Genomic DNA, 18929 nt, shown 5'->3' on the forward strand with positions numbered 1-18929 from the left:
TCGCGATTCGGGCCCGTTGTCAATGGCGTGCATTTAGGGCACGTGTGTGCCACCTCCCCGCGGCAACGGATAATGATGACCGTGACTTCACCGCCAGAGCCGTCGGCCGGGCCCGCGCCGAAGCCGGCCAAGCCCCGGCTGCTGCAGGACGGCCGGGACATGTTCTGGTCGCTGGTGCCCCTGGTGGCCGGGTGCATCCTGCTGGCCGGACTGGTCGGGATGTGTTCGTTTCAGCCGATCGGGACGAACAAGGGGGTGGCGCCCTCCTACGACGCGGCGACGGCCCTGCGCGCGGACGCCCAGACGCTCGGCTTCCCCATTCGGCGCCCGCAGCTGCCCGCCGGGTGGCAGCCCAACTCGGGCGGCCGTGGCGGCATCGACGGCGGCCGGACCGACCCGTCGACCGGGCAGCGGCTGCACGCCGCCACCTCCACCGTCGGCTACCTCAGCCCGACGGGGATGTATCTGAGCCTGACCCAGAGCAACGCCGATGAGGACAAGCTGGTCGCCTCGATCCACGCGTCGGCCTATCCGACCGGAACGGTCGACGTCGACGGCACCAACTGGATCGTCTACCGCGGATCCGGCCAGAGCGGTTCCTCGGACGCATCCGCCGAGCCGGTGTGGACCACCCGGCTGGCCGGCCCGGCCGGCGTCACCCAGGTGGCGATCACCGGTGCCGGCGGCACCGATCAGTTCCGTACGCTGGCGGCGGCGACGCAATCGCAGCCGCCAGTACCCGCGCGCTGAAGGGAAGGCACGTGACCGCACCCGAGGCAGACCTCTCCGGCTGGTCGGTGGCACCGTTCACCGGTGGCGGCTACACCCACGACGTCTACCGCAAGGGCACCGGCCCGGGGGTGGTGCTGATCCCGGAGATTCCCGGCATCCACCCCGGCGTGCTGGGCCTGGGTAACCACTTGGTGGACAACGGTTTCACCGTCGCCATCCCGTCGCTGTTCGGCACGCCGGGCAAGGCGAAGACGGGCGGCTACATCATCACGTCGATCGCGCGGGCTTGCGTGGCAAGGGAATTCGCGGCGTTCGCGACCGACAAGCAGCGGCCGGTGTCGTTGTTTTTGCGCGCGCTGGCCCGCGACCTCAACGCGTCGACGCCGGGCAAGGGCGTCGGCGTCATCGGCCAGTGCTTCACCGGCGGCTTCGCGCTGGCCGCCGCGGTCGACGACAGCGTGCTGGCCCCGGTGCTCTCCCAGCCTTCGGTGCCCTTGCCGCTGGGCCGCGCGCGCCGCTCCGATCCGGGACTGAGCGAGCCCGAACTGGCCGCGGTGGCCGACCGCTGCGCCAACGACGGCCTGTGCGCGATGGGCCTGCGGTTCAGCGAGGACAATGTCGTGCCGCGCGAACGGTTCGCGGCGCTCAAGGAACGCCTCGGCGACGCGTTCGAGGTGATCGAAATCGACTCGGGCCCAGGCAACCCGGGCGGTTTCGCCAAGGGCGCGCACTCCGTGCTGACCGACGAGGTCCGAGAGGTCGACGGCCAGCCCGCTTATGAGGCCCGCAAACGGGTAGTCGAATTCCTGACCCAGCGTCTCAGTTAGGGAAGATCGACAGGCATGGCGATCGGCACGCGGGTGGTCGAAACCACCTTCGGTCCCGTCCGGGGCACCGATCACGGACAGGTCGCGGCGTGGAAGGGCATCCGGTACGCCGCGCCGCCCGTCGGCGACCTGCGTTTCCGGGCGCCGGAGCCGCCGGAGCGGTGGACCGAGGTCGCCGATGCCAGCTGCTTCGGGCCGGCCTGCCCCCAACCGGTCTTTCCCAACATGCCCATCGACCTGTGTGCGGCACAGGACGAAGACTGCCTGCGGCTGAACGTCTGGGCGTCGGCGGCCACCGCGCCCGGTGACGCGAAACCGGTGATGGTGTGGCTGCACGGCGGCGCCTACGTGCTCGGCTGCGCCAGCCAGGCGCTGTACGACGCCAGCCGGTTGGTCGGCTCCGGCGACATCGTTGTCGTGACGGTCAACTATCGGCTCGGAGCGCTGGGCTTTCTCGACCTGTCGTCCTTCAACACCCCGCGGCGGCGCTTCGACTCCAACATCGGCCTGCACGACGCGCTGGCGGCGCTGCGCTGGGTGCGCGACAACATCGCGGCGTTCGGTGGGGATCCCCGCAGGGTCACGGTGTTCGGCGAATCCGCCGGTGCGGGGATCGTCACGACCCTGTTGACCACCCCGGCGGCCGACGGGCTGTTCGCCGGCGCGATCGCCCAGAGTTCGCCGGCCACATCGGTTTACGACAAAGACCGGGCCCGCCGCGTCGCCGTGAGCTTCCTGGACAAGCTGGCCGTCGCGCCGTCGGACGTGGGCACGCTGGTCGACGCGCCGGTCGCGGCGCTGGTGGCGGCGACGCAGCAGGTGTTCGACGAGGTGCCCGCCAGCAACCCCGGCACGCTCGCGTTCGTGCCGATCGTGGACGGCGAGCTGCTGCACGACTATCCGGTGAAGGTCGCGCAGGCCGGTCGCTCACGCCCGGTCCCGCTGATCATCGGCACCAATCGGCGTGAGGCCGCGCTCTTCCGGCTGATGCGCTCGCCGCTGATGCCGATCACCCCGCGCGCGATCACGTCGATGTTCACCCAGATCGCCGCCGAACAGCCCGACCTGCAATTGCCGACCGAGGAGCAGATCGTGTCGGCTTATTCCCGGATGGGGCGCAGGGCAAGGGTCTTGCGCATCGCGACCGACGTCGGGTTCCGGATGCCGACGGTGTGGCTGGCCGAGGGCCACAGCAAGGTGGCGCCGGTGTACCTGTACCGGTTCGACTACGCGACCCCGCTGCTCAAGGCGCTGCTGGTCGGCGCCGCTCACGCGACCGAATTGCCTTACGTCTGGGGCAATCTCGGAGCGCCGGGCGATCCCACGCTGCGCCTGGGCGGCGCCCGAACCGCCAAGGCGGTCTCGAGAAGGGTGCGCACCCGCTGGACCAACTTCGCCATCCACGGCAAGCCCGTCGGCCCGGCCGGGGAACCGCGCTGGACGCCCTACCGTGAGACGGACCGCGCCTGCCTGCTCATCAACAGCCACGACACCGTCACCGGCTACGTCGATGCGCACATCCGCGCCGCCTGGGGCAACGAAATGGTGAGCTTTCGCTAGCCCGGTGCCCTGACCCGGCCTAGCCCGCCCCGCCGACCGCCTGCCTGCCGGCCGGGATTTCGCTCTTCATCTGCCGGAACAGGTCGACGTAGTAGGACACGCACTCCGCCATCGCCTTGTCGGTGGTGAACAGAGGTTCGTAGCCGAGGTCGCGGCGCGCCTTGTCGATCGAGAAGTAGTTGTCCAGATAAAGCCGCTCGACGGCCAGCGGCTCCAGCAGCGGCGCGGGTATCCCGAACCGGAAATGCATGCGCTGCCAACCCGTCATCGCCGCGCGGACCATCGGGCCGTTGACCCTGATGCGCGGCCAGTTCTCGCCGCACGCCTCGATCACCGGGCGGGCGAACTCGAACATGTTGATCGGCTCGGCGTCGTTGATGAAGTACGCCTGGCCGGGCGCCGTGCCGCCGGGGACCAAATGCTGGGCGGCCAGGATGAATCCGTGAATCAGGTTGTGCACGTAAGAGTTGTCCAGCCGGGCCGACTTGCGGCCGATCAACACCTTCACGTGCCCGGCGATCACGCTTTCGAACAGCTTGCGGAACATCGTCTGATCGCCGCGGCCCCAGATGCCGCTGGGTCGGATCGCACACGTCAGCATCTCGCCAACACCGTTCTGGCTCAGCACGAATCGCTCGGCGACCACCTTGGTCTCGGTGTAGAGATCGTTGAACCGGTTGGTGTAGGGCAGCGTCTCGTCGCCGCCGGCGATGTTCTGCCCGCCCATCACCACGCTGTTGGACGAGGTGTAGACGAACCGCTGCACGCCGGCCGCCTGCCCCGCGTGCACCAGGTTCTCGGTGCCGCCGACGTTGACGGCGAAGCTGCGCTGACGGTATTCGTCGGTCACCGACGCGCCGCCCATCAGCTCGATGATCGCGGCGGTGTGGAACACCGTGTCGATGCCGTCCACCGCCGCGGCGCACACGTCGGCGTCGGTGATGTCGCCCTGCAACACCTCCAGCTGGGGGTGGTCGGGAAGGGGGGAGGGGGCGCGGTCGAAGGAGCGCACCTGGTAGCCGCGGTCGAGCAAGGTGCTCAGGAAGTTGGCGCCGACGAACCCCGAGCCGCCGGTGACCAGGACGCGGCCGAGTTCGGTTGTCAGTGCTGCATCACCCATCCGGAAAGCTTAACTGAAACGTGTTCCACTTTTGAGGGCCAATTTTGGAATCGGTTCCGTCCCCCGGTGGGTGCTCAGCCCTCCTCGGACGGGCCGGCCGCGAGCGCGTCCTCGACCCGCTGGCGGGCGCCAGCTAAGTGCTCCTCGCACCGTTGTGCGAGCTGTTCGCCCCTTTCCCACAGTTTCAGCGACGCATCCAGGTCCAGCCCGCCCTGCTCCAGCAGGCGCACCACCTCGATCAGCTCGTCGCGGCAGCTTTCATAGCCAAGCTGACTAATGGGTGTAACCGACTGGTTGTCCTCAGCGCCCATCGGTCGCCCCCTCGCTCACCGCCGCCACGGCCCCGTCGGCCACCCGCACGCGGAGCCGGGTGCCCGCCGGCGCGTCGGCGACCGAGCGCAGCACCGCCGCGGCCCCGGCGTCGGGGACCGCCTGCACCACGGCATACCCGCGGGCCAGGGTGGCCGCCGGGCCCAGGGTGGCCAGCCGCGCGGCCAGGTGCCCGACGCGCTCGGTCTCCGCGGCGACCAGCCGCTTGATGTCGCGGCGAACCGCGGAGCGGGCCCGGTGGATCTCGTCGGCGCGGGCCGACAGCGCCGCCAGCGGCTCGGCCAGCACCGGGCGGCTGCGCAACTGGGTCAGCGCCCGTTGCTCGCGCGACACCCAGTTGCGCAGCGCCTGCGCGCTGCGCCGGCGCAGCTCGCCGATCAGCCGCTGCTCGGCGGCGGCGTCGGGCACCAGCCTCTTGGCGGCGTCGGTGGGCGTGGCGGCGCGCAGGTCGGCGACCAGGTCGCACAGCGGGTTGTCGGGTTCGTGGCCGACCGCGCTGACCACCGGCGTGCCGCACGCCGCGATCGCGCGGCACAGGGTCTCGTCGGAGAACGGCAGCAGGTCCTCCACGCTGCCGCCGCCGCGGGCCACCACGATCACGTCGACCTCATCGTCGCGATCCAGGGCACGCAGCGCATCGACGATCTGCGCGACCGCGTTCGGCCCCTGCACGGCCGTGTTGCGCACCGCGAAACGCACCGCGGGCCAGCGCCCGCCCGCGACGGTGACGACGTCGCGCTCGGCGGCACTCGCCCGGCCGGTGATCAGCCCGATCGTGTTGGGCAGGAAGGGGATTGGCCGCTTCAGGCGCGGGTCGAACAGCCCCTCGGCATCCAGCAGGCGGCGCAGCCGGTCGATGCGCGCCAACAGCTCGCCGACGCCGACCGCGCGAATCTCGCTGAGCCGCAACGAGAATGTACCCCGAACGGTGTAGAACGACGGCTTACCGCACACCACCACCTGGGTGCCTTCGGCGAGTTTCACCGGCGCGTTGGCCACCAGGTCGCGCGAGCACGTCACGGTCAGCGACATGTCGGCGGCCGGGTCGCGCAGCACCATGAACACGGTCTTGGCGTCGGGCCGCATCGTCACCTGCGCCAGCTGGCCCTCGACCCACACGGTGCCCAGCTTGTCGATCCAGCCCGCGACGCGGATCGCCACCGCGCGCACCGGAAAGGGGTTCTCGGCGGAATTCGGTTGGGTCACTTCGCGTTCGCGCGGGTGATCCTGTTGGCGAGCAGCGTCTGGAACGGCGCGCGGGCCTTGGTGCCCTGCTCGTAGGCGAGCAGGGCCTCGAGTTCGTCGACGCTCAGCGATTGCAGCCGGGCCCGCAGCTGGGCCAGCGTCAGCGCCGCGTAGTCGAGTTCGGCCACGACCGCCGGTTGCGGAGCGCTCGCCGACTTCTTCGACTGCCGGGCCGGCTTGGTCAGCGCGCTGGCGTCCTCGTGCGCCTCGGCCACCGAGTACAGGGCGAACCGCCCCTCGGCGCGCCGGTCACCATCGGCGCCGTCGGGCAACGCTGCCCCATTGTCGCTGCCGTCGACGGGGAGGTCCTCGTCGAAGGTCGCCCACTCCGGCTTCTCGTCCTTGGGCGGAAAGATCGACTCCAGGGTGCTGTCGCCCTTGTTCACCAGCTCGGCGAGATTCTGCTGAAAACGCATCACCATGTGCGCCGCCTGGCTGGCCAGGGTCATCGGGTACATCAGGATGGTTTTCGGCAGTCTGATCGTCTCTTCGACGGCGACCGTCGCCGCGCCGACCAGCAGCCGAACCCCATACGGTGCAGAAGCCATGGGTCCCAGACTGCCTCAACCGGCGGCTAACTCCAAGCCCGCCGCCGCGAGTTGGCGGCGCCCGGGCGCCGGAACGTACCCTGAGTGTCATGCCGCCGACTATCGACATGGGAATTCCCGGCGCATCACGATCAGTAGCCGACGGACCGATCGGCAAGCGAGTGCTGCTGGCCGAGCCCCGTGGCTACTGCGCGGGCGTGGACCGGGCCGTCGAGACGGTGGAGCGCGCCCTGGAAAAGCACGGCGCGCCGGTCTACGTGCGCCACGAGATCGTGCACAACCGCCACGTCGTCGACACCCTGCAAAAGGCCGGCGCGGTCTTCGTGGAGGAGACCGACGAGGTCCCCGAGGGGGCCATCGTGGTGTTCTCCGCGCACGGCGTCGCACCGACCGTGTACGCCGCGGCCGCCGAGCGCAACCTGCACACCATTGACGCCACCTGCCCGCTGGTCACCAAGGTGCACAACGAGGCCAGGCGTTTCGCGCGCAACGACTACGACATCCTGCTGATCGGCCACGAGGGGCACGAGGAGGTCATCGGGACCTCCGGCGAGGCCCCCGACCACGTGCAGCTCGTCGACGGGATCGCCGCGGTCGACAACGTGACCGTCCGCGACGAGAACAAGGTGGTCTGGCTGTCGCAGACCACGCTCTCGGTCGACGAGACCATGGAGATCGTCGAGCGGCTGCGGCAGCGCTTCCCCAAGCTGCAGGACCCGCCCAGCGACGACATCTGCTACGCCACCCAGAACCGCCAGATCGCGGTCAAGGCGATGGCGCCCGAGTGCGAGCTCGTCATCGTGGTCGGGTCGCGCAACTCGTCGAACTCGGTGCGGCTGGTCGAGGTGGCGCTCGGCGGCGGGGCCGCGGCCGCGCACCTGGTCGACTGGGCCGACGACATCGACCCGGCGTGGCTGGAGGGGGTCACGACCGTCGGGGTCACCTCGGGCGCGTCGGTGCCGGAGGTCCTGGTGCGCGGCGTGCTCGAGCGGCTGGCCGAATGCGGTTTCGGCGTGGTGCAGCCGGTGACGACGGCCCAGGAGACCCTGGTGTTCGCGCTGCCACGGGAGATCAGGGCGGCTCGCTAGCCCTCGTACTCCCAGGACTCGGCGGGGAAACGGGAGCGGCTGCGGCTGCGCGGCTCCTCCACGGGGCCCGACCGGCGATAGCGCACCTGCGAGATCGGGTGGTGGGTGGTGCCGGAGCCGTTTGTGCTCGAGGCGCGGCGGCGCCCGGGCTCATAGGGCGCTTCAAAAGGGTCGTAGCTGTCGAATCGGCTGCTCCGGGGCGGGGGCCCGTCGTACGGCCGGTCGTACGGGTTGCGGCGGGTGCGCGGCTCGCGCCTTTCGCGCGGCTCGGGGTCGCCCTGCGGCCTGGGGCGGCGGCGCGGCCGCTCGTCGTCCAGCGGTGGCCGCGTGCGCCGCGAGTGGGTGCGGCCATCGCGCGCGGCGGACCTGTCGCTGCGCGGGGTGCGCGAACCGGCCTTCGGGGTCCGTGCGCCGGACCGCGCCCGCTTGGTGCCCGCCGCCGGCGCCTCGTCGGCGTCGTCGCCGCGAGCAGTCAGGCCGAGCAGCGAATTCAGTTTGGCGCCAATGACTCCGACGAACGAAGGGGTCCCCGGGCTGGCGGGGTCGGCCGTCGCGCGCTGCGACTTCCCGAAGTACCACCGCACCAGGCCGATCAGCAGCACGCCGCCGGCGGTGCCCAGCATCAGCGGGAAGCGCTCGATGAGGGGATAGCCGCAGTTGATCAGGAGGTCCTTGAGCTTGCCGATTTTGCGGCCGTGGAACATCCAGTAGGCCCCCGGCACCGCGCAGAAAAGTATCAGCGGTGGCTGGATGATCGCGGTGAACACGCCGTCCTGGCGCACGGCCAGCACCGCGGCCACGCAACCCGCTATATAGAAGCCCGCGAAGACGTGCGTCAGCTCCTTGTGGCCGGCGTCGATTCCGTAGCCGATCGCGGTCGCGGTCACGGCCAAAAGCAGGGCTGCGTACCACGGCAGTCCCGGGATATTGGGGTGGACCGAGCGGTGGCCAGCCTCGACCGCCGGTCTTGCCCGCTCTGCTGACACATGTAGACCGTACCGGGAATGCGGCCAAACGCCCGTAAAGACCTCTTAGAGACCGCGGGCGTGCCCTGGCCGCCGCGCGCTCTAGACTTGGGTCCCCGTGAGCCTGAGCCTGGGAATCGTGGGCCTGCCGAACGTCGGCAAGTCGACGCTGTTCAACGCGCTGACCCGGAACAACGTGGTGGCGGCCAACTATCCGTTCGCGACGATCGAGCCGAACGAGGGCGTGGTTTCGCTGCCCGACCCGCGGCTGGACAAGCTGGCGGAGCTTTTCGGATCCGAGCGCGTCGTGCCCGCGCCGGTCACGTTCGTCGACATCGCCGGGCTGGTCAAGGGCGCGTCCGAGGGGGCCGGACTGGGCAACAAGTTCCTGGCCCACATCCGCGAATGCGACGCCATCTGCCAGGTGGTCCGGGTGTTCTCCGACGACGACGTGACCCACGTCGCCGGGCAGGTGGACCCCAAGTCCGACATCGAGGTCGTCGAGACCGAGCTCATCCTCGCCGACCTGCAGACCCTCGAGCGCGCGATGGGCCGGCTGGAGAAGGAGGCGCGCACCAACAAGGAGCGCCGGCCCGTCTATGACGCGGCCGTCGCCGCCCAGGCGGTGCTGGACGGTGGCACGACGCTCTTCGGCGCGGGCACCGACGTTTCCCCGCTGCGGGAGCTGAATCTGCTTACCACCAAACCGTTTCTGTACGTCTTCAACGCCGACGAGGCGGTGCTCACCGACGCGGCGCGTCTCGCCGAGCTGCGCCAGCTCGTCGCGCCCGCCGACGCGGTGTTCCTGGACGCCGCAATCGAAGCCGAACTCGTCGAGCTCGACGACGAGTCGGCCGCCGAGCTGCTGGAGTCGATCGGCCAGACCGAGCGCGGCCTGGATGCGCTGGCGCGCGCCGGTTTTCACACTTTGAAGTTGCAGACGTATTTGACGGCGGGCCCAAAAGAGGCGCGCGCCTGGGTGATTCACCAAGGGGACACCGCGCCCAAGGCCGCAGGCGTGATCCACACCGATTTCGAGAAGGGCTTCATCAAGGCCGAGATCGTGTCGTATGACGACCTGATCGCCGCCGGGTCGATGGCGGCGGCCAAGGCGGCCGGCAAGGTCCGCATGGAGGGCAAGGACTACGTCATGGCCGACGGCGACGTGGTGGAGTTCCGCTTCAACGTGTAGGCGCGCTACGGCGTCGTGTTGATGTCCGGTTCGTCGACGGCGATCGGATGGACGAAGAACTCGAGTTGAATGTTGTCCGGGTCGCGAAAAGTCACCGTAGGGCCCCAGCCGATGTCGACGATGCCCGAATGCGCCACCGCTTTGGTGTCCAGATGCTCGACCCACCGCTGCAACTCCTCGTCCGCCACTTCGAACGCAAGATGATCCAGGCCGATGCGCCTTTCGTCGAACCGCGTGTCGCCCACCAGGTCGTAGTGGCGCATCAGCGTCACCACGACCCCCGATGGGTGAATCATGGATCGTGTCTCGAAAGTGTCGCCGCGCGAACTACTTACGCTGACGAACCCCAGGACCGTCTTCCCACCATTTCACCGACCGATCGCAATCTGTCACGGTCAGGTCGATGTGCGACCAGCCTTTGAGTTCGGGCATGGGGCCGTCCCCTCTTGCGGCCGTGTGTCGGTCGCAACTAGCGAAGCCTAGCCTGCCTTGCTCGTTGACTCTGCGGCTATGGCGGTGGGCTCTCGCACTTTTGCACCATAGATGCAGAGTCAACCGAGTGTTAGTCGACTGCTCAGCACGGATTGCCCATCGCGGGAACGCCTTTCGGCATACGCTTGCACGGTGATCTATCGCTGGTTGGTTGGCGGAACTGGCGGTCGGCCCGGCCGCCGCCGACGACGTCGACGAACGGGCGCGCCGCCAGGACCGATTGCGGCGGGCGGAAGCAGCGTTCGATCCGCTGCCGTTCGGCGTCGAGGCCGCACGCGCGTACGGCCGGGTCTACGCAGCCGCGCTGAACGCCGGGCGTCAACCGCGCCGAAGGCTCGCCGATCTATTGATCGCGGCAACGGCGCTTGCCGAGGGGCTGCCGTTGGTCACGTGCAACGGCGCTGACTTCGCCGGGCTCGCAGGCTTGGTGGAGGTTGTCGAGGTTCCGTCGAACTGAAATCACTACTTGCCTGGATCCGCTCCAAGGGAAAGGCTTGGTGCATGGCGTCTGTGTGGGTTCGGCGTTCCATCGGCATGCTGGCCGGCGGGTCGGCCCTGGCCGCTTTCGCACTGGCCGCCGCCCTGCCGGCCCGGGCGGCGCATTGGTGCCCGGGACAGCAATGGGATCCGGCCTGGGGCACCAACTACAACTGGGACTGGAACCTGTGCCACGACTGGCAGCCACCGGCCCCTCCGGGCGCCCTGGCGGGCTGGGGGCCCTGGGGGCCCCCGCCGCCGTGGGCGCCGCCGCAGCCACCCGCGCCGTCGTGGGCGCCGCAGGCCCATCTGATGTGGAACCCGACGGTCGGCAGTTGGGGATTCTTCAACAACGGCATCTGGACGCCGGTCTGACCACACGCCTTCGGCCCGGCCGGCGACACCTTCGCTGCGCTAGGGTGAGTTGTGGTCGCTGATGACCGTGCCGGTGCGCTCGAACCCAAAGCCGCCGAACCCGACGCGCGCGAAAATTCTCTCCTGCAGCGCGAGGCTGAGGTCAAAAGACGCGAACTGCTCGCCGCCCGAAGAGATCAGATCGCCGATTGGCGGGAGCGGGTTGCAGATGATCGCGAGCGATTGGCAGACGAACGAGAGCGGATCGCGGACAAACGTGAGGGCACGGCCGCGCAGCGGGAACGCGACCGACTGCGGCGCTTGGACGAAGGGGCGGATCGCCTGCGAGAGGGCGCGCGGCGGCAGCAAGCCGACATCGACCGTGAGGCGGCCAAAACCGAGGGACGCCCGGACTACGACTAGGGCGGTGATTGTCGGGGGTAATCCCTAGCATGCGTTGCATGAAGTTCGTTTCAACGCGCATCATCACCGCCGACGTCACCCGGCTCGTCGCTTTTTACGAGATGGTCACCGAAGCCTCCGCCGTATGGGGCAACGAGCTCTTCGCCGAGATTCCGACACCGGTTGGCACGCTGGCGATCGGCAGCGACAAGACCCTGCCCCTGTTCGGCGAGGGATCGGCCGAGCCGGCGGCCAACCGCAGCGCGATCGTGGAGTTCCTCGTCGACGACGTGGACGCGGAGTACGAGCGGCTGCGCGAGGGGGTCGGCGAGGTCGTGACGCCGCCGACAACCATGCCTTGGGGAAACCGCGCCCTGCTGTTCCGGGATCCCGACGGAAACCTCGTCAACCTGTTCACCCCGGTCACCGACGCGGCCCGCGCCAAATTCGGAGTCTGACTGCCGGCCAAGGAAATTCGACGAGGTCAGCCCGGGGCCAGCGCCGGCCCGATCCAGCGATGCAGATACGCGCGCAGTTCGGCGGCGGACCTGGGCGGGTCGGGCGGCGCGATGACCATCGACTGGATGGTGCGCAGCAGAAACTCGACGAGTTCGTCGATGGTCGGGTCGTCGAAACCCAACTGGTCCCAGTCGATCCGGGCGTGGTGCAGGATGGCCCGGCAGCGGGCGATGACGTCGTCCGTCAGCATCGCGCGGCTGAACACGTTGGAGCGGTCGTTGGCCAGCAGCAGCGTCAGCTGCGGTTCGTGCGGCAGCCGCTCGATGATGTGCGCGACGACTTCGACCAGCTGACCGGTGACGTCCATGTCGGCGACGAGCCGGTCGATCTGCGCCACGAAGCTCCCGAGCGCCACCTCGGCGACCGCGGTGAACAATTCCTCGGTCCCTGCGAAGTAGCGGTAGACCGTCCGGCGGGTGATGCCCAGCGCGTCGGCGATGTCGGACACCGTGGTCTGCGCCGCACCGCGCCGGTCGACCAGCCGTAACGCGGTGTCGATGATCCGCTTGCGCGCCTCGGCGTCGTCCGAGGGCGGCGAGCCCGCCCAGCCCTTACGCCCCATCAGCCTTGACTCTTCCGTTCGACTCAGCCAAGAATACACACAAGACACATGCATGGGCATTGTGTGTAATGAGCCAGCCTGGGAGAACCCGTGACAGCACTGGAAGTCCGCCGCCCGAAGTTCGACTTCACCGGCGACGTTCCGTGGGAATGGAACCCGGCCAACCCGCAATTCTCGTTCTTCATGAACGCGACCTCGATGATCGCGATCTGCTTCGAGCAGATGGTCGTGGCCGCCGTCCAGGAGGCCAAGCCGCTGATCACCGACCCCGACGTGGCGGCCGAGGCGACCGCGTTCCTGCGGCAGGAGGCCCAGCATGCCAGCACGCACCGCAAGTACGTCGCCGCGTTGATCCGTCGCTACCCCGGGCTGCAAGACACCCTCGACGCCGCGGCCGGCAGTTTCGACGAGGTCACCAGGAGCACGCCGTTGAAATTCCGGTTGGCCTACGTCGCCGACCTGGAGGCGACGTTCACGCCGAGCTTCAAATTGATGCTCGACAACGAGGCGACGCTGTTCCGTCCCGGCGACGAACGGGTGGCGTCGTTGTTGATGTGGCACTTCGTCGAGGAGGTCGAGCACCGCAGCTCGGCCCTGGTCATCTATGACGCCGTAGTCGGGGTCAGCTGGTATCGGATCCGGGCGCTGCCCGGTGTCTTTCGGCACCTGACCACGGTCGCGGCGCTCATCGCCGACGGCGTCAACGAACATGTGCCCGAACGTGATCGCAAGGTCGACGCCCGCACGTTTTTGCCGGCCTACCGCCTGCGCCGGGCGCTGCGTCCGCGGCTGCCATTCGCGGGCCGGCGCGCGCCGTCGGCAGCCTTGCCCAGCGCGTTTGCGACCGTGCCCCGCAAGCAACGCCTCCTGGCCGCGGGCCGAGTCCTGCTGAGCCAAACCCCCTTTCATAATCCCGCCAACGAGCCGCTGCCGAAGTTCGCCGACACATGGTTCGAGCGGTGGAACGCCGGTGAGGACGTAACCCGCTGGTACACAAGCCAACCCGTCGCCTGAGGCGCCGGCGATGGCTCAACAGTGCACGGCGGCCTTCGACGCAATCGCCGGACCGCTTGGCGGGTTCAGCTGCCGGCACGCGCCGGCCGTGGTCCACGTGCGCAACCCGTTGGCCCTGAGCAACTGGACGCTGCCGGTGCTCGAGGCGATGATGGTGGCCGGCGCCGTCCTGGCACTGGCCCACTCCATCCGGCGCCTGCGCCGCGAGGGCGATCCGACCAACCTGGCGCTGTGGTTCGCCACCGTCGTCTATCTGTTCGTCATCGAAATCCCGCTGTACTTTCCCAACGTATTCGGCATCGACGACCAACTCGGTACCGTGTTCGCCCACAACGCATTCACCGTGCAGTTCCTGTTCGACCGGCTGCCGCTCTACATCGTTGCGCTCTACCCGGCCGTCGTCACGCTGGCCTTCGAGATCGTCCGCGGCCTCGGTGTCTTTCGGGATCGCGGCAACCTTGTGGGCGCGATCTGCGTCGGGCTGGTCCACCACTGCTTCTATGAGGTGTTCGACCAACTCGGCCCGCAACTGCGATGGTGGGCGTGGAACACCGCCAACCCGATCAACCACCCGATGCTGGCGGCGGTGCCCATGACGAGCGTGTTCATCTTCGCCACCCTCGGACCGATCGTGGTGACCGTGCTCATCCTCGCGCTGGTGCCCGCACGAACCAGGGGCTGGGCCCTCGGCTGGCGCACGGCGCTCGCGGGCGCGCTGGTGCCCGTCGGGCTGGCCATCCTGAGCATCCCGACCTCGCTGTTCGGTGGCCGGCCGCCCCACACCACGGCGCAGGCCGTCGTCTTCTCGGCCGAACTGGCCGTGATCGCGGCGATCGCGCTGCCGGTGCTAATCGGGCAGTGGCGGCGCGGGTCGACCTCGCCCAACCGGTTCGTGCGCACCTTCGGCCCGCTGTACCTGGTGGTCCTGGCGGCGCTGTGGGTGGGCGCGTCGCACGACTACGTCACCGCGCGGGACGGGATCACCGCCGACGGCACGCCGACCGGAAACCTGGCCTACGCGGCGATCTGCTTCGTCGTCGCTGCCCTCGCCGTGTGCAGCGTCGGGCGGAGCCACCCACTGCGAGCCGGGCGGTTGCGGCCGGAGTTCGATATACCCTCGGCAATTTGAATTGCCGAAATGCGGCGCGCGCCATTGTTGAATTCGTAAGTGATACGGGCCACAAATTTTGATTACCGGTGAATTTTATTGCTAGTGTGCCTGCTCGTGTTTGTTCTAGCCACTTTGATATCGCTCGTCAATCAGGTTTCGGGGACGCCCTATATCGCGGGCGGGGATTCGCCCGCCGGCACCGATTGCTCGGGACTCGCGTCCTGGGTAGCCAATGCGGCGACCGACCGACCCGTTTTCGGCAGCAGGTTCAACACCGGAAACGAAGAAGCCGCTTTGCTGGCGCGGGGTTTCCAGTACGGGACCGCGCCCAACGCGTTGGTGATCGGCTGGAACGGCGGTCACACCGCGGTGACCCTGCCGGACGGCACCCCGGTCTCCAGTGGCGAGCGTGGTGGCGTGCACATCGGTGGCGCGGGAGCCTACCAGGCTGGTTTCACCCACCACATGTTCCTGCCGATGCCGGATGCCGAGGGCGCGCCGCCGCCGCCCCCGGACGCGCCGCCCCCGCCGCCGGAGCTGCCGCCCCCTGCGCCGGAGTTGCCGCCGCCGCCCGCGGATTTGCCGCCCCCGCCGCCGGATTTGCCGGCGCCACCGCCCGAGGCCCCGCCCGTTCTGGTCGACGCCGTGGCGCCCGCAATCCCGGATTCGCCGCCGCCGGCCGATCCAGGAATTGCGAATCCATAACAAATCACCTCGCAAATTGTCTCGATTTTATTCGACCGTTTTTGGCGCAGAATGAATCGGGGAAGCGCGCGCGCAAAGTGATCTTGCCCGTGGTGTTGACCTTTTGTGGCCTGCGTCACTGGTCGTGCGGCATGATCGGCTCATGATCTTCATCGTCGTCAAGTTCGAGACCAAACCCGAGTGGAGCGAGCGCTGGCCGGAACTCGTCGCCTCCTTCACCGCCGCCACCCGCGCCGAGGAGGGCAACCTGTGGTTCGAGTGGTCGCGCAGCCTGGACAACCCGGCGGAGTACGTCTTGGTGGAGGCCTTCCGCGACGGTGACGCCGGCGGCGTCCACGTCAACAGCGAGCACTTCCAGCGGGCGATGCAGGACCTGCCCCAGGCGCTGGCGTCGACCCCCAAGATCATCAGCCAGACGATCGACGCGGAGGGTTGGTCGGAGATGGGGGAGATGTCGGTCGGCTAACCCGCCGATCCCACCGACACCGCGATCTCCTCGCCCAGCCGATACCCCGGTGCCAGCGGGAGCGCGTCGCCGCTCCAGAACCGCCCCGGGTCGAACCAGTTGGCGTCCTTGTCGGTGACCAGCAACCCCATTTCCTCATAGGTGATCGCCACCGTCTCCGCGCAGTACGCCGTCTCCAGGCCCATCCTGCGGTGCTCGGCCTTGCGCCGCTGCGTCTCTTCGCGAACCTTCCTGTCCACCAACGGGATTCCGCGCATCCAGTCGTTGATGGTCGGGAGCCGGCCGCGAAACCAGCGGCCGGTGAGCCGGGCGGTCGTCGGGAACGCGGTGCCGTCCATCCGCGCGATGACTTGTAGCAGCTTGTTTTCCTGTTCCCGGGTGGCGTACGGCGTCAGCTGACGCAGCCAGCACCGCTGCTGGTAACGGTCGGTCCACTGCAGAACCGCCTGGCGCAGATCGTTGAGTTGCACGCCGCGGTGATGGGTGCCGGACCAGACGTCGACGAGCTTGTCGCCGAGCTCGGCGTGCCAGATCAACGGCGGCAGGTCGTCTATGGCCACCGTCATGCCGACGTGGTTCACGGGCGCGTTGGTCAGCGTCTGGATCGCGCGGTCGGGCCGCGATCGGCCGCGGAACAGCCAGAGGTCGCCGGTTCGCGTCTCGTCCAGCGCTTGGTCCAGTGTCAGCATGTGAGCCCCGGTAATAGCCTGTCAGCCATGCGCAGTGTTTGGAAGTGGGTGGGGTTGGCCGGCGTCGCCGGTGTTGTCGCAGGGGGAGTGCTGGTGGCCCGCGACCAACGCAAGCGCAAGTCCTACACCCCCGACGAGGTCCGCGCCCGGCTGCATCAGCGGCTCGCCGAATCCGACGCCGACACGGCGAACAACCGGTAGCTGCCCGAGAAGCCCTTCAGCTCGACCTCGCGGCCCCCGTCGAATCGGATGTCGTCACAGTCGGCGCACTCGTCGATGGCGTCGCGCACCGGCTCGCTCACCAGGATCTGCCCGCCGACGGCCTGCGCGGCGACCCTCGCCGCCATCGCGACGTTGCGCCCGAACAGGTCGTCGCCTCGTCGCACCGAGCGGCCCATGTGGACGCCGATGCGGACCCGAATGTCGTCGTGCCGCTTGCGTTTTCCGTTGTTGCCCAACGCGCGCTGGACGTCGACGCCGCAGCGCACGGCCTCTTCGGCGCGCGCAAACGCGATCATGTAGCCGTCGCCCTGGCTCTTGACCACGTGCCCCGAGCGCCGCTTCACCAGACCCGAGATGAGCTTGTCGTGGGAGCTGATCAGCCGGACCCAGGCGCGGTCGCCGATCCGCTCGTTGAGCGCGGTCGACTCCTCGATGTCGGAGAACAGGATCACCACCCGCCCGTCCGGCGTGACCCGGGCGAGGTCGGGCCGCTCGACCTCGGCCCAGTCGGCGAGGTCCTCGATCGAGCTGCGCACCACCGCGCCGAAGCCCTCCTTGCGCATCAGGTTGGCGGTGTTCCAGACCCGCTTGACGGCCTCGCGGCCGCCCGTCAGCAGCTGGTTGCGGGCATCCGTCCGCTGCCGCAACTGGTCGGCCTCGCGGCGGCTGCGCACCAGCAGCACCGAGAGCACCGCGATCGCGACGGCCTCGATCGCCGCGGCCCCGGCCAGGACATAGACCGCGAGATGCAGCATGTCACCCACGCCTGGAATCCTGCCAAAGGCCGTCACCGCCGCGCCTTGTCGGGCCTATGACGAATGTCTACGGTTGAGCTCGGCCGCCACGGGTAGTGATTCTGCAGAGCGAATCGGGTGATTTTCGGGAGGTGCGGGCTTGACGGACGGCGGCGACAATTCCTCGAATCTGCTGGTGATCTTCGGCATCACCGGCGACCTGGCCCGCAAGATGACCTACCGCGCGTTGTTCCGGCTCGAACGCAAGGAAATGCTGGACTGCCCGATCATCGGCGTGGCCAGTGACGAGATGACCGTCGAGCAGCTGATCGATCGGGCCCGCGACGCCATCAAGGCCTCGGGTGAGAAGTTCGACGACGCGGTGTTCGACCGGCTGGCCGGCCGGCTGTCGTACCTCCACGGCGACGTCACCGACGAAAAGCTTTACAAGCAGCTCGCCAAGCAGATCGACGCGGACGCCCGCCCCCTGTACTACCTGGAGATGCCGCCGTCGCTGTTCGCGCCGATCGTGGAAAACCTCGCCAAGGTCGACCTGGTGGAGAACGCGCGGGTGGCGGTGGAGAAGCCGTTCGGCCACGACCTGGAGTCCGCGCGCGACCTCAACGCACGGCTGGGTGCGGTGCTCGACGAAGAACAGATCCTGCGGGTGGACCACTTTCTGGGCAAACAACCCGTCGAGGAGCTGCAATATCTACGCTTCGCCAATCGCGCCCTGGCGAAGCTGTGGGACCGCGACAGCGTCTCCGAAATCCACGTCACCATGGCGGAGGACTTCGGGATCGAGGACCGCGGCAAGTTCTACGACGCGGTGGGCGCGCTGCGCGACGTCGTGCAGAACCACCTGCTGCAGGTGCTGGCGCTGGTCGCGATGGACCCGCCCGTCGGCCCCGGCGCCGACGACCTCAACGACAAGAAGGCCGAAGTCTTCCGGGCGATGCCGGCGCTGGATCCCCAGCGCTGCGTGCGCGGCCAGTACCGCGGCTACACCGACGTCGACGGGGTGGCCAAGAACTCGAAGACCGAGACCTACGTCGCGCTGCGCACCGAGATCGACAACTGGCGCTGGGCCGGCGTGCCGATCTTCCTGCGTGCGGGAAAGGCGTTGCCCGAGAAGGTCACCGAGGTGCGGATGTTTCTGCACCACGTGCCCGGGTTCTCCTTCCTGCCCAACCGCAGGCCGCCGGAGCCGAACCAGATCGTGCTGCGCATCGACCCCGATCCCGGGATGCGCCTGCAGCTGTCCGCCCAGGTCGGCAATTCGTGGCATGACGTCCACCTGGATTCCTCGTTCGCCGAGGACCTCGGCGAGGCGGTGCGGCCCTACGAGCGCCTGCTGTACGCCGGATTGACCGGCGACCGCCAGCTTTTCGCGCGTGAGGACGCCATCGAAGAGACGTGGCGGATCGTGCAGCCGTTGCTGGACAAGCCGGGCCGGATCCACCACTACGAGTCCGGCTCCTGGGGACCCGAGGCCGCGGAGTCGCTGCTGCACGGTCACCACAAATGGCAGGAGCCGTGGCTACCCAAGAGCACACCGGCGAGCAAGTAAGGAGA

The 18929-nt window shown here is 68.7% G+C and carries 24 protein-coding genes; 14 read left to right on the forward strand and 10 right to left on the reverse strand.

Annotated features, from left to right (window positions below; translation table 11 throughout):
• Nucleotides 1-81: 81 nt before the first annotated feature.
• Genes AC5Y43_RS19420 through AC5Y43_RS19430 form a run of 3 tightly spaced genes read left to right on the forward strand, consistent with a single transcriptional unit; the run spans nucleotide 82 to nucleotide 3119 of the window.
• Nucleotides 82-750, forward strand: a complete 669-nt coding sequence (locus AC5Y43_RS19420) for a DUF4245 domain-containing protein (protein ID WP_499975074.1) — start codon at nucleotides 82-84, stop codon at nucleotides 748-750.
• An 11-nt stretch (nucleotides 751-761) separates the two neighbouring features.
• Nucleotides 762-1559 carry a dienelactone hydrolase family protein gene (locus AC5Y43_RS19425; protein WP_499975076.1) on the forward strand — a complete coding sequence of 266 codons (798 nt, stop codon included), beginning with the start codon at nucleotides 762-764 and terminating at the stop codon, nucleotides 1557-1559.
• Nucleotides 1560-1574: 15 nt separating this feature from the next.
• The gene (locus tag AC5Y43_RS19430) at nucleotides 1575-3119 is read left to right on the forward strand and encodes a carboxylesterase/lipase family protein (protein ID WP_499975077.1); all 1545 of its coding nucleotides are present in this window, start codon (nucleotides 1575-1577) and stop codon (nucleotides 3117-3119) included.
• 19 nt (nucleotides 3120-3138) lie between these two features.
• On the opposite strand, the gene AC5Y43_RS19435 is transcribed toward AC5Y43_RS19430, so the two are convergent.
• From AC5Y43_RS19435 to AC5Y43_RS19450, 4 genes are all read right to left on the reverse strand, one after another.
• Nucleotides 3139-4239 (reverse strand): 3-beta-hydroxysteroid dehydrogenase, encoded by a 1101-nt coding sequence (locus AC5Y43_RS19435; protein WP_499975079.1) that lies wholly within the window; start codon nucleotides 4237-4239, stop codon nucleotides 3139-3141.
• Between the two features lie 74 nt (nucleotides 4240-4313).
• Nucleotides 4314-4550 (reverse strand): exodeoxyribonuclease VII small subunit, encoded by a 237-nt coding sequence (locus AC5Y43_RS19440; RefSeq protein ID WP_499975080.1) that lies wholly within the window; start codon nucleotides 4548-4550, stop codon nucleotides 4314-4316.
• Nucleotides 4540-5775 (reverse strand): exodeoxyribonuclease VII large subunit, encoded by a 1236-nt coding sequence (xseA, locus tag AC5Y43_RS19445; RefSeq protein WP_499975083.1) that lies wholly within the window; start codon nucleotides 5773-5775, stop codon nucleotides 4540-4542. The genes AC5Y43_RS19440 and xseA overlap by 11 nt, the downstream gene beginning before the upstream one ends.
• Nucleotides 5772-6362, reverse strand: a complete 591-nt coding sequence (locus tag AC5Y43_RS19450; RefSeq protein ID WP_499975085.1) for a lipid droplet-associated protein — start codon at nucleotides 6360-6362, stop codon at nucleotides 5772-5774. The genes xseA and AC5Y43_RS19450 overlap by 4 nt, the downstream gene beginning before the upstream one ends.
• Nucleotides 6363-6451: 89 nt before the next feature.
• Here AC5Y43_RS19450 and AC5Y43_RS19455 point away from each other — a divergent pair, with 89 nt between their 5' ends.
• A complete protein-coding gene (locus AC5Y43_RS19455) occupies nucleotides 6452-7450 on the forward strand; it encodes a 4-hydroxy-3-methylbut-2-enyl diphosphate reductase (protein WP_499975087.1) in 999 nt (332 codons plus the stop codon).
• Here the strand turns inward: AC5Y43_RS19455 and AC5Y43_RS19460 are convergent.
• Nucleotides 7447-8436, reverse strand: a complete 990-nt coding sequence (locus tag AC5Y43_RS19460) for a DUF6542 domain-containing protein (protein WP_499975088.1) — start codon at nucleotides 8434-8436, stop codon at nucleotides 7447-7449. The genes AC5Y43_RS19455 and AC5Y43_RS19460 overlap by 4 nt on opposite strands.
• A 97-nt stretch (nucleotides 8437-8533) precedes the next feature.
• On the opposite strand from AC5Y43_RS19460, the gene ychF reads away from it, so the two are divergent.
• On the forward strand, nucleotides 8534-9607 hold the full coding sequence (gene ychF, locus AC5Y43_RS19465) for a redox-regulated ATPase YchF (protein ID WP_499975090.1): 1074 nt from the start codon (nucleotides 8534-8536) through the stop codon (nucleotides 9605-9607).
• Nucleotides 9608-9612: 5 nt separating this feature from the next.
• Here the strand turns inward: ychF and AC5Y43_RS19470 are convergent, their stop codons facing one another.
• Complete coding sequence (locus AC5Y43_RS19470; protein WP_499975092.1) at nucleotides 9613-9903, reverse strand: VOC family protein; 291 nt, start codon at nucleotides 9901-9903, stop codon at nucleotides 9613-9615.
• Between the two features lie 347 nt (nucleotides 9904-10250).
• Between AC5Y43_RS19470 and AC5Y43_RS19475 the strand changes: the two genes are divergently transcribed.
• The gene (locus AC5Y43_RS19475; protein WP_499975093.1) at nucleotides 10251-10556 is read left to right on the forward strand and encodes a PIN domain-containing protein; all 306 of its coding nucleotides are present in this window, start codon (nucleotides 10251-10253) and stop codon (nucleotides 10554-10556) included.
• A 44-nt stretch (nucleotides 10557-10600) separates the two neighbouring features.
• The gene (locus tag AC5Y43_RS19480; protein ID WP_499975094.1) at nucleotides 10601-10951 is read left to right on the forward strand and encodes an Mtp family mycobacterial-type pilin; all 351 of its coding nucleotides are present in this window, start codon (nucleotides 10601-10603) and stop codon (nucleotides 10949-10951) included.
• 39 nt (nucleotides 10952-10990) lie between these two features.
• On the opposite strand, the gene AC5Y43_RS19485 is transcribed toward AC5Y43_RS19480, so the two are convergent.
• Nucleotides 10991-11299: a hypothetical protein gene (locus tag AC5Y43_RS19485; protein WP_499975096.1), complete on the reverse strand. Its 309-nt coding sequence runs from the start codon at nucleotides 11297-11299 to the stop codon at nucleotides 10991-10993.
• Nucleotides 11300-11391: 92 nt separating this feature from the next.
• On the opposite strand from AC5Y43_RS19485, the gene AC5Y43_RS19490 reads away from it, so the two are divergent.
• Nucleotides 11392-11790, forward strand: a complete 399-nt coding sequence (locus tag AC5Y43_RS19490; protein WP_499975098.1) for a VOC family protein — start codon at nucleotides 11392-11394, stop codon at nucleotides 11788-11790.
• Between the two features lie 26 nt (nucleotides 11791-11816).
• Here AC5Y43_RS19490 and AC5Y43_RS19495 read toward each other — a convergent pair whose 3' ends face one another.
• Nucleotides 11817-12413, reverse strand: a complete 597-nt coding sequence (locus AC5Y43_RS19495; RefSeq protein WP_499975100.1) for a TetR/AcrR family transcriptional regulator — start codon at nucleotides 12411-12413, stop codon at nucleotides 11817-11819.
• A gap of 90 nt (nucleotides 12414-12503) precedes the next feature.
• Between AC5Y43_RS19495 and AC5Y43_RS19500 the strand changes: the two genes are divergently transcribed.
• From AC5Y43_RS19500 to AC5Y43_RS19515, 4 genes are all read left to right on the forward strand, one after another.
• The gene (locus AC5Y43_RS19500) at nucleotides 12504-13427 is read left to right on the forward strand and encodes a metal-dependent hydrolase (protein WP_499975102.1); all 924 of its coding nucleotides are present in this window, start codon (nucleotides 12504-12506) and stop codon (nucleotides 13425-13427) included.
• Nucleotides 13428-13437: 10 nt separating this feature from the next.
• Nucleotides 13438-14556: a hypothetical protein gene (locus tag AC5Y43_RS19505; protein WP_499975104.1), complete on the forward strand. Its 1119-nt coding sequence runs from the start codon at nucleotides 13438-13440 to the stop codon at nucleotides 14554-14556.
• A gap of 96 nt (nucleotides 14557-14652) precedes the next feature.
• On the forward strand, nucleotides 14653-15243 hold the full coding sequence (locus AC5Y43_RS19510) for a peptidoglycan endopeptidase (protein ID WP_499975106.1): 591 nt from the start codon (nucleotides 14653-14655) through the stop codon (nucleotides 15241-15243).
• A 142-nt stretch (nucleotides 15244-15385) separates the two neighbouring features.
• Complete coding sequence (locus AC5Y43_RS19515; RefSeq protein ID WP_499975107.1) at nucleotides 15386-15709, forward strand: putative quinol monooxygenase; 324 nt, start codon at nucleotides 15386-15388, stop codon at nucleotides 15707-15709.
• Here the strand turns inward: AC5Y43_RS19515 and AC5Y43_RS19520 are convergent.
• Nucleotides 15706-16398, reverse strand: a complete 693-nt coding sequence (locus AC5Y43_RS19520) for a guanylate cyclase (protein ID WP_499975109.1) — start codon at nucleotides 16396-16398, stop codon at nucleotides 15706-15708. The two genes, AC5Y43_RS19515 and AC5Y43_RS19520, sit on opposite strands and share 4 nt — an antisense overlap.
• 27 nt (nucleotides 16399-16425) lie before the next feature.
• Between AC5Y43_RS19520 and AC5Y43_RS19525 the strand changes: the two genes are divergently transcribed.
• Nucleotides 16426-16599 (forward strand): hypothetical protein, encoded by a 174-nt coding sequence (locus AC5Y43_RS19525; protein ID WP_499975112.1) that lies wholly within the window; start codon nucleotides 16426-16428, stop codon nucleotides 16597-16599.
• Here the strand turns inward: AC5Y43_RS19525 and AC5Y43_RS19530 are convergent.
• A complete protein-coding gene (locus AC5Y43_RS19530; protein ID WP_499975380.1) occupies nucleotides 16554-17393 on the reverse strand; it encodes an adenylate/guanylate cyclase domain-containing protein in 840 nt (279 codons plus the stop codon). The two genes, AC5Y43_RS19525 and AC5Y43_RS19530, sit on opposite strands and share 46 nt — an antisense overlap.
• A gap of 121 nt (nucleotides 17394-17514) precedes the next feature.
• Between AC5Y43_RS19530 and AC5Y43_RS19535 the strand changes: the two genes are divergently transcribed.
• Nucleotides 17515-18924 carry a glucose-6-phosphate dehydrogenase gene (locus AC5Y43_RS19535; protein ID WP_499975114.1) on the forward strand — a complete coding sequence of 470 codons (1410 nt, stop codon included), beginning with the start codon at nucleotides 17515-17517 and terminating at the stop codon, nucleotides 18922-18924.
• The last annotated feature ends 5 nt before the right edge of the window (nucleotides 18925-18929 follow it).

Source organism: Mycobacterium sp. NGS57 (assembly GCF_059812405.1).

Bases quoted from the DNA above. Each gene is read 5' to 3' on its own strand.
- AC5Y43_RS19440 (WP_499975080.1), bottom strand. From the start codon at position 4,550: ATGGGCGCTGAGGACAACCAGTCGGTTACACCCATTAGTCAGCTTGGC.
- AC5Y43_RS19430 (WP_499975077.1), top strand. From the start codon at position 1,575: ATGGCGATCGGCACGCGGGTGGTCGAAACCACCTTCGGTCCCGTCCGG.
- AC5Y43_RS19515 (WP_499975107.1), top strand. From the start codon at position 15,386: ATGATCTTCATCGTCGTCAAGTTCGAGACCAAACCCGAGTGGAGCGAG.
- AC5Y43_RS19520 (WP_499975109.1), bottom strand. From the start codon at position 16,398: ATGCTGACACTGGACCAAGCGCTGGACGAGACGCGAACCGGCGACCTC.
- AC5Y43_RS19435 (WP_499975079.1), bottom strand. From the start codon at position 4,239: ATGGGTGATGCAGCACTGACAACCGAACTCGGCCGCGTCCTGGTCACC.
- AC5Y43_RS19450 (WP_499975085.1), bottom strand. From the start codon at position 6,362: ATGGCTTCTGCACCGTATGGGGTTCGGCTGCTGGTCGGCGCGGCGACG.
- AC5Y43_RS19495 (WP_499975100.1), bottom strand. From the start codon at position 12,413: ATGGGGCGTAAGGGCTGGGCGGGCTCGCCGCCCTCGGACGACGCCGAG.
- AC5Y43_RS19490 (WP_499975098.1), top strand. From the start codon at position 11,392: ATGAAGTTCGTTTCAACGCGCATCATCACCGCCGACGTCACCCGGCTC.
- AC5Y43_RS19470 (WP_499975092.1), bottom strand. From the start codon at position 9,903: ATGATTCACCCATCGGGGGTCGTGGTGACGCTGATGCGCCACTACGAC.
- AC5Y43_RS19480 (WP_499975094.1), top strand. From the start codon at position 10,601: ATGGCGTCTGTGTGGGTTCGGCGTTCCATCGGCATGCTGGCCGGCGGG.
- AC5Y43_RS19505 (WP_499975104.1), top strand. From the start codon at position 13,438: ATGGCTCAACAGTGCACGGCGGCCTTCGACGCAATCGCCGGACCGCTT.
- AC5Y43_RS19525 (WP_499975112.1), top strand. From the start codon at position 16,426: ATGCGCAGTGTTTGGAAGTGGGTGGGGTTGGCCGGCGTCGCCGGTGTT.
- AC5Y43_RS19455 (WP_499975087.1), top strand. From the start codon at position 6,452: ATGCCGCCGACTATCGACATGGGAATTCCCGGCGCATCACGATCAGTA.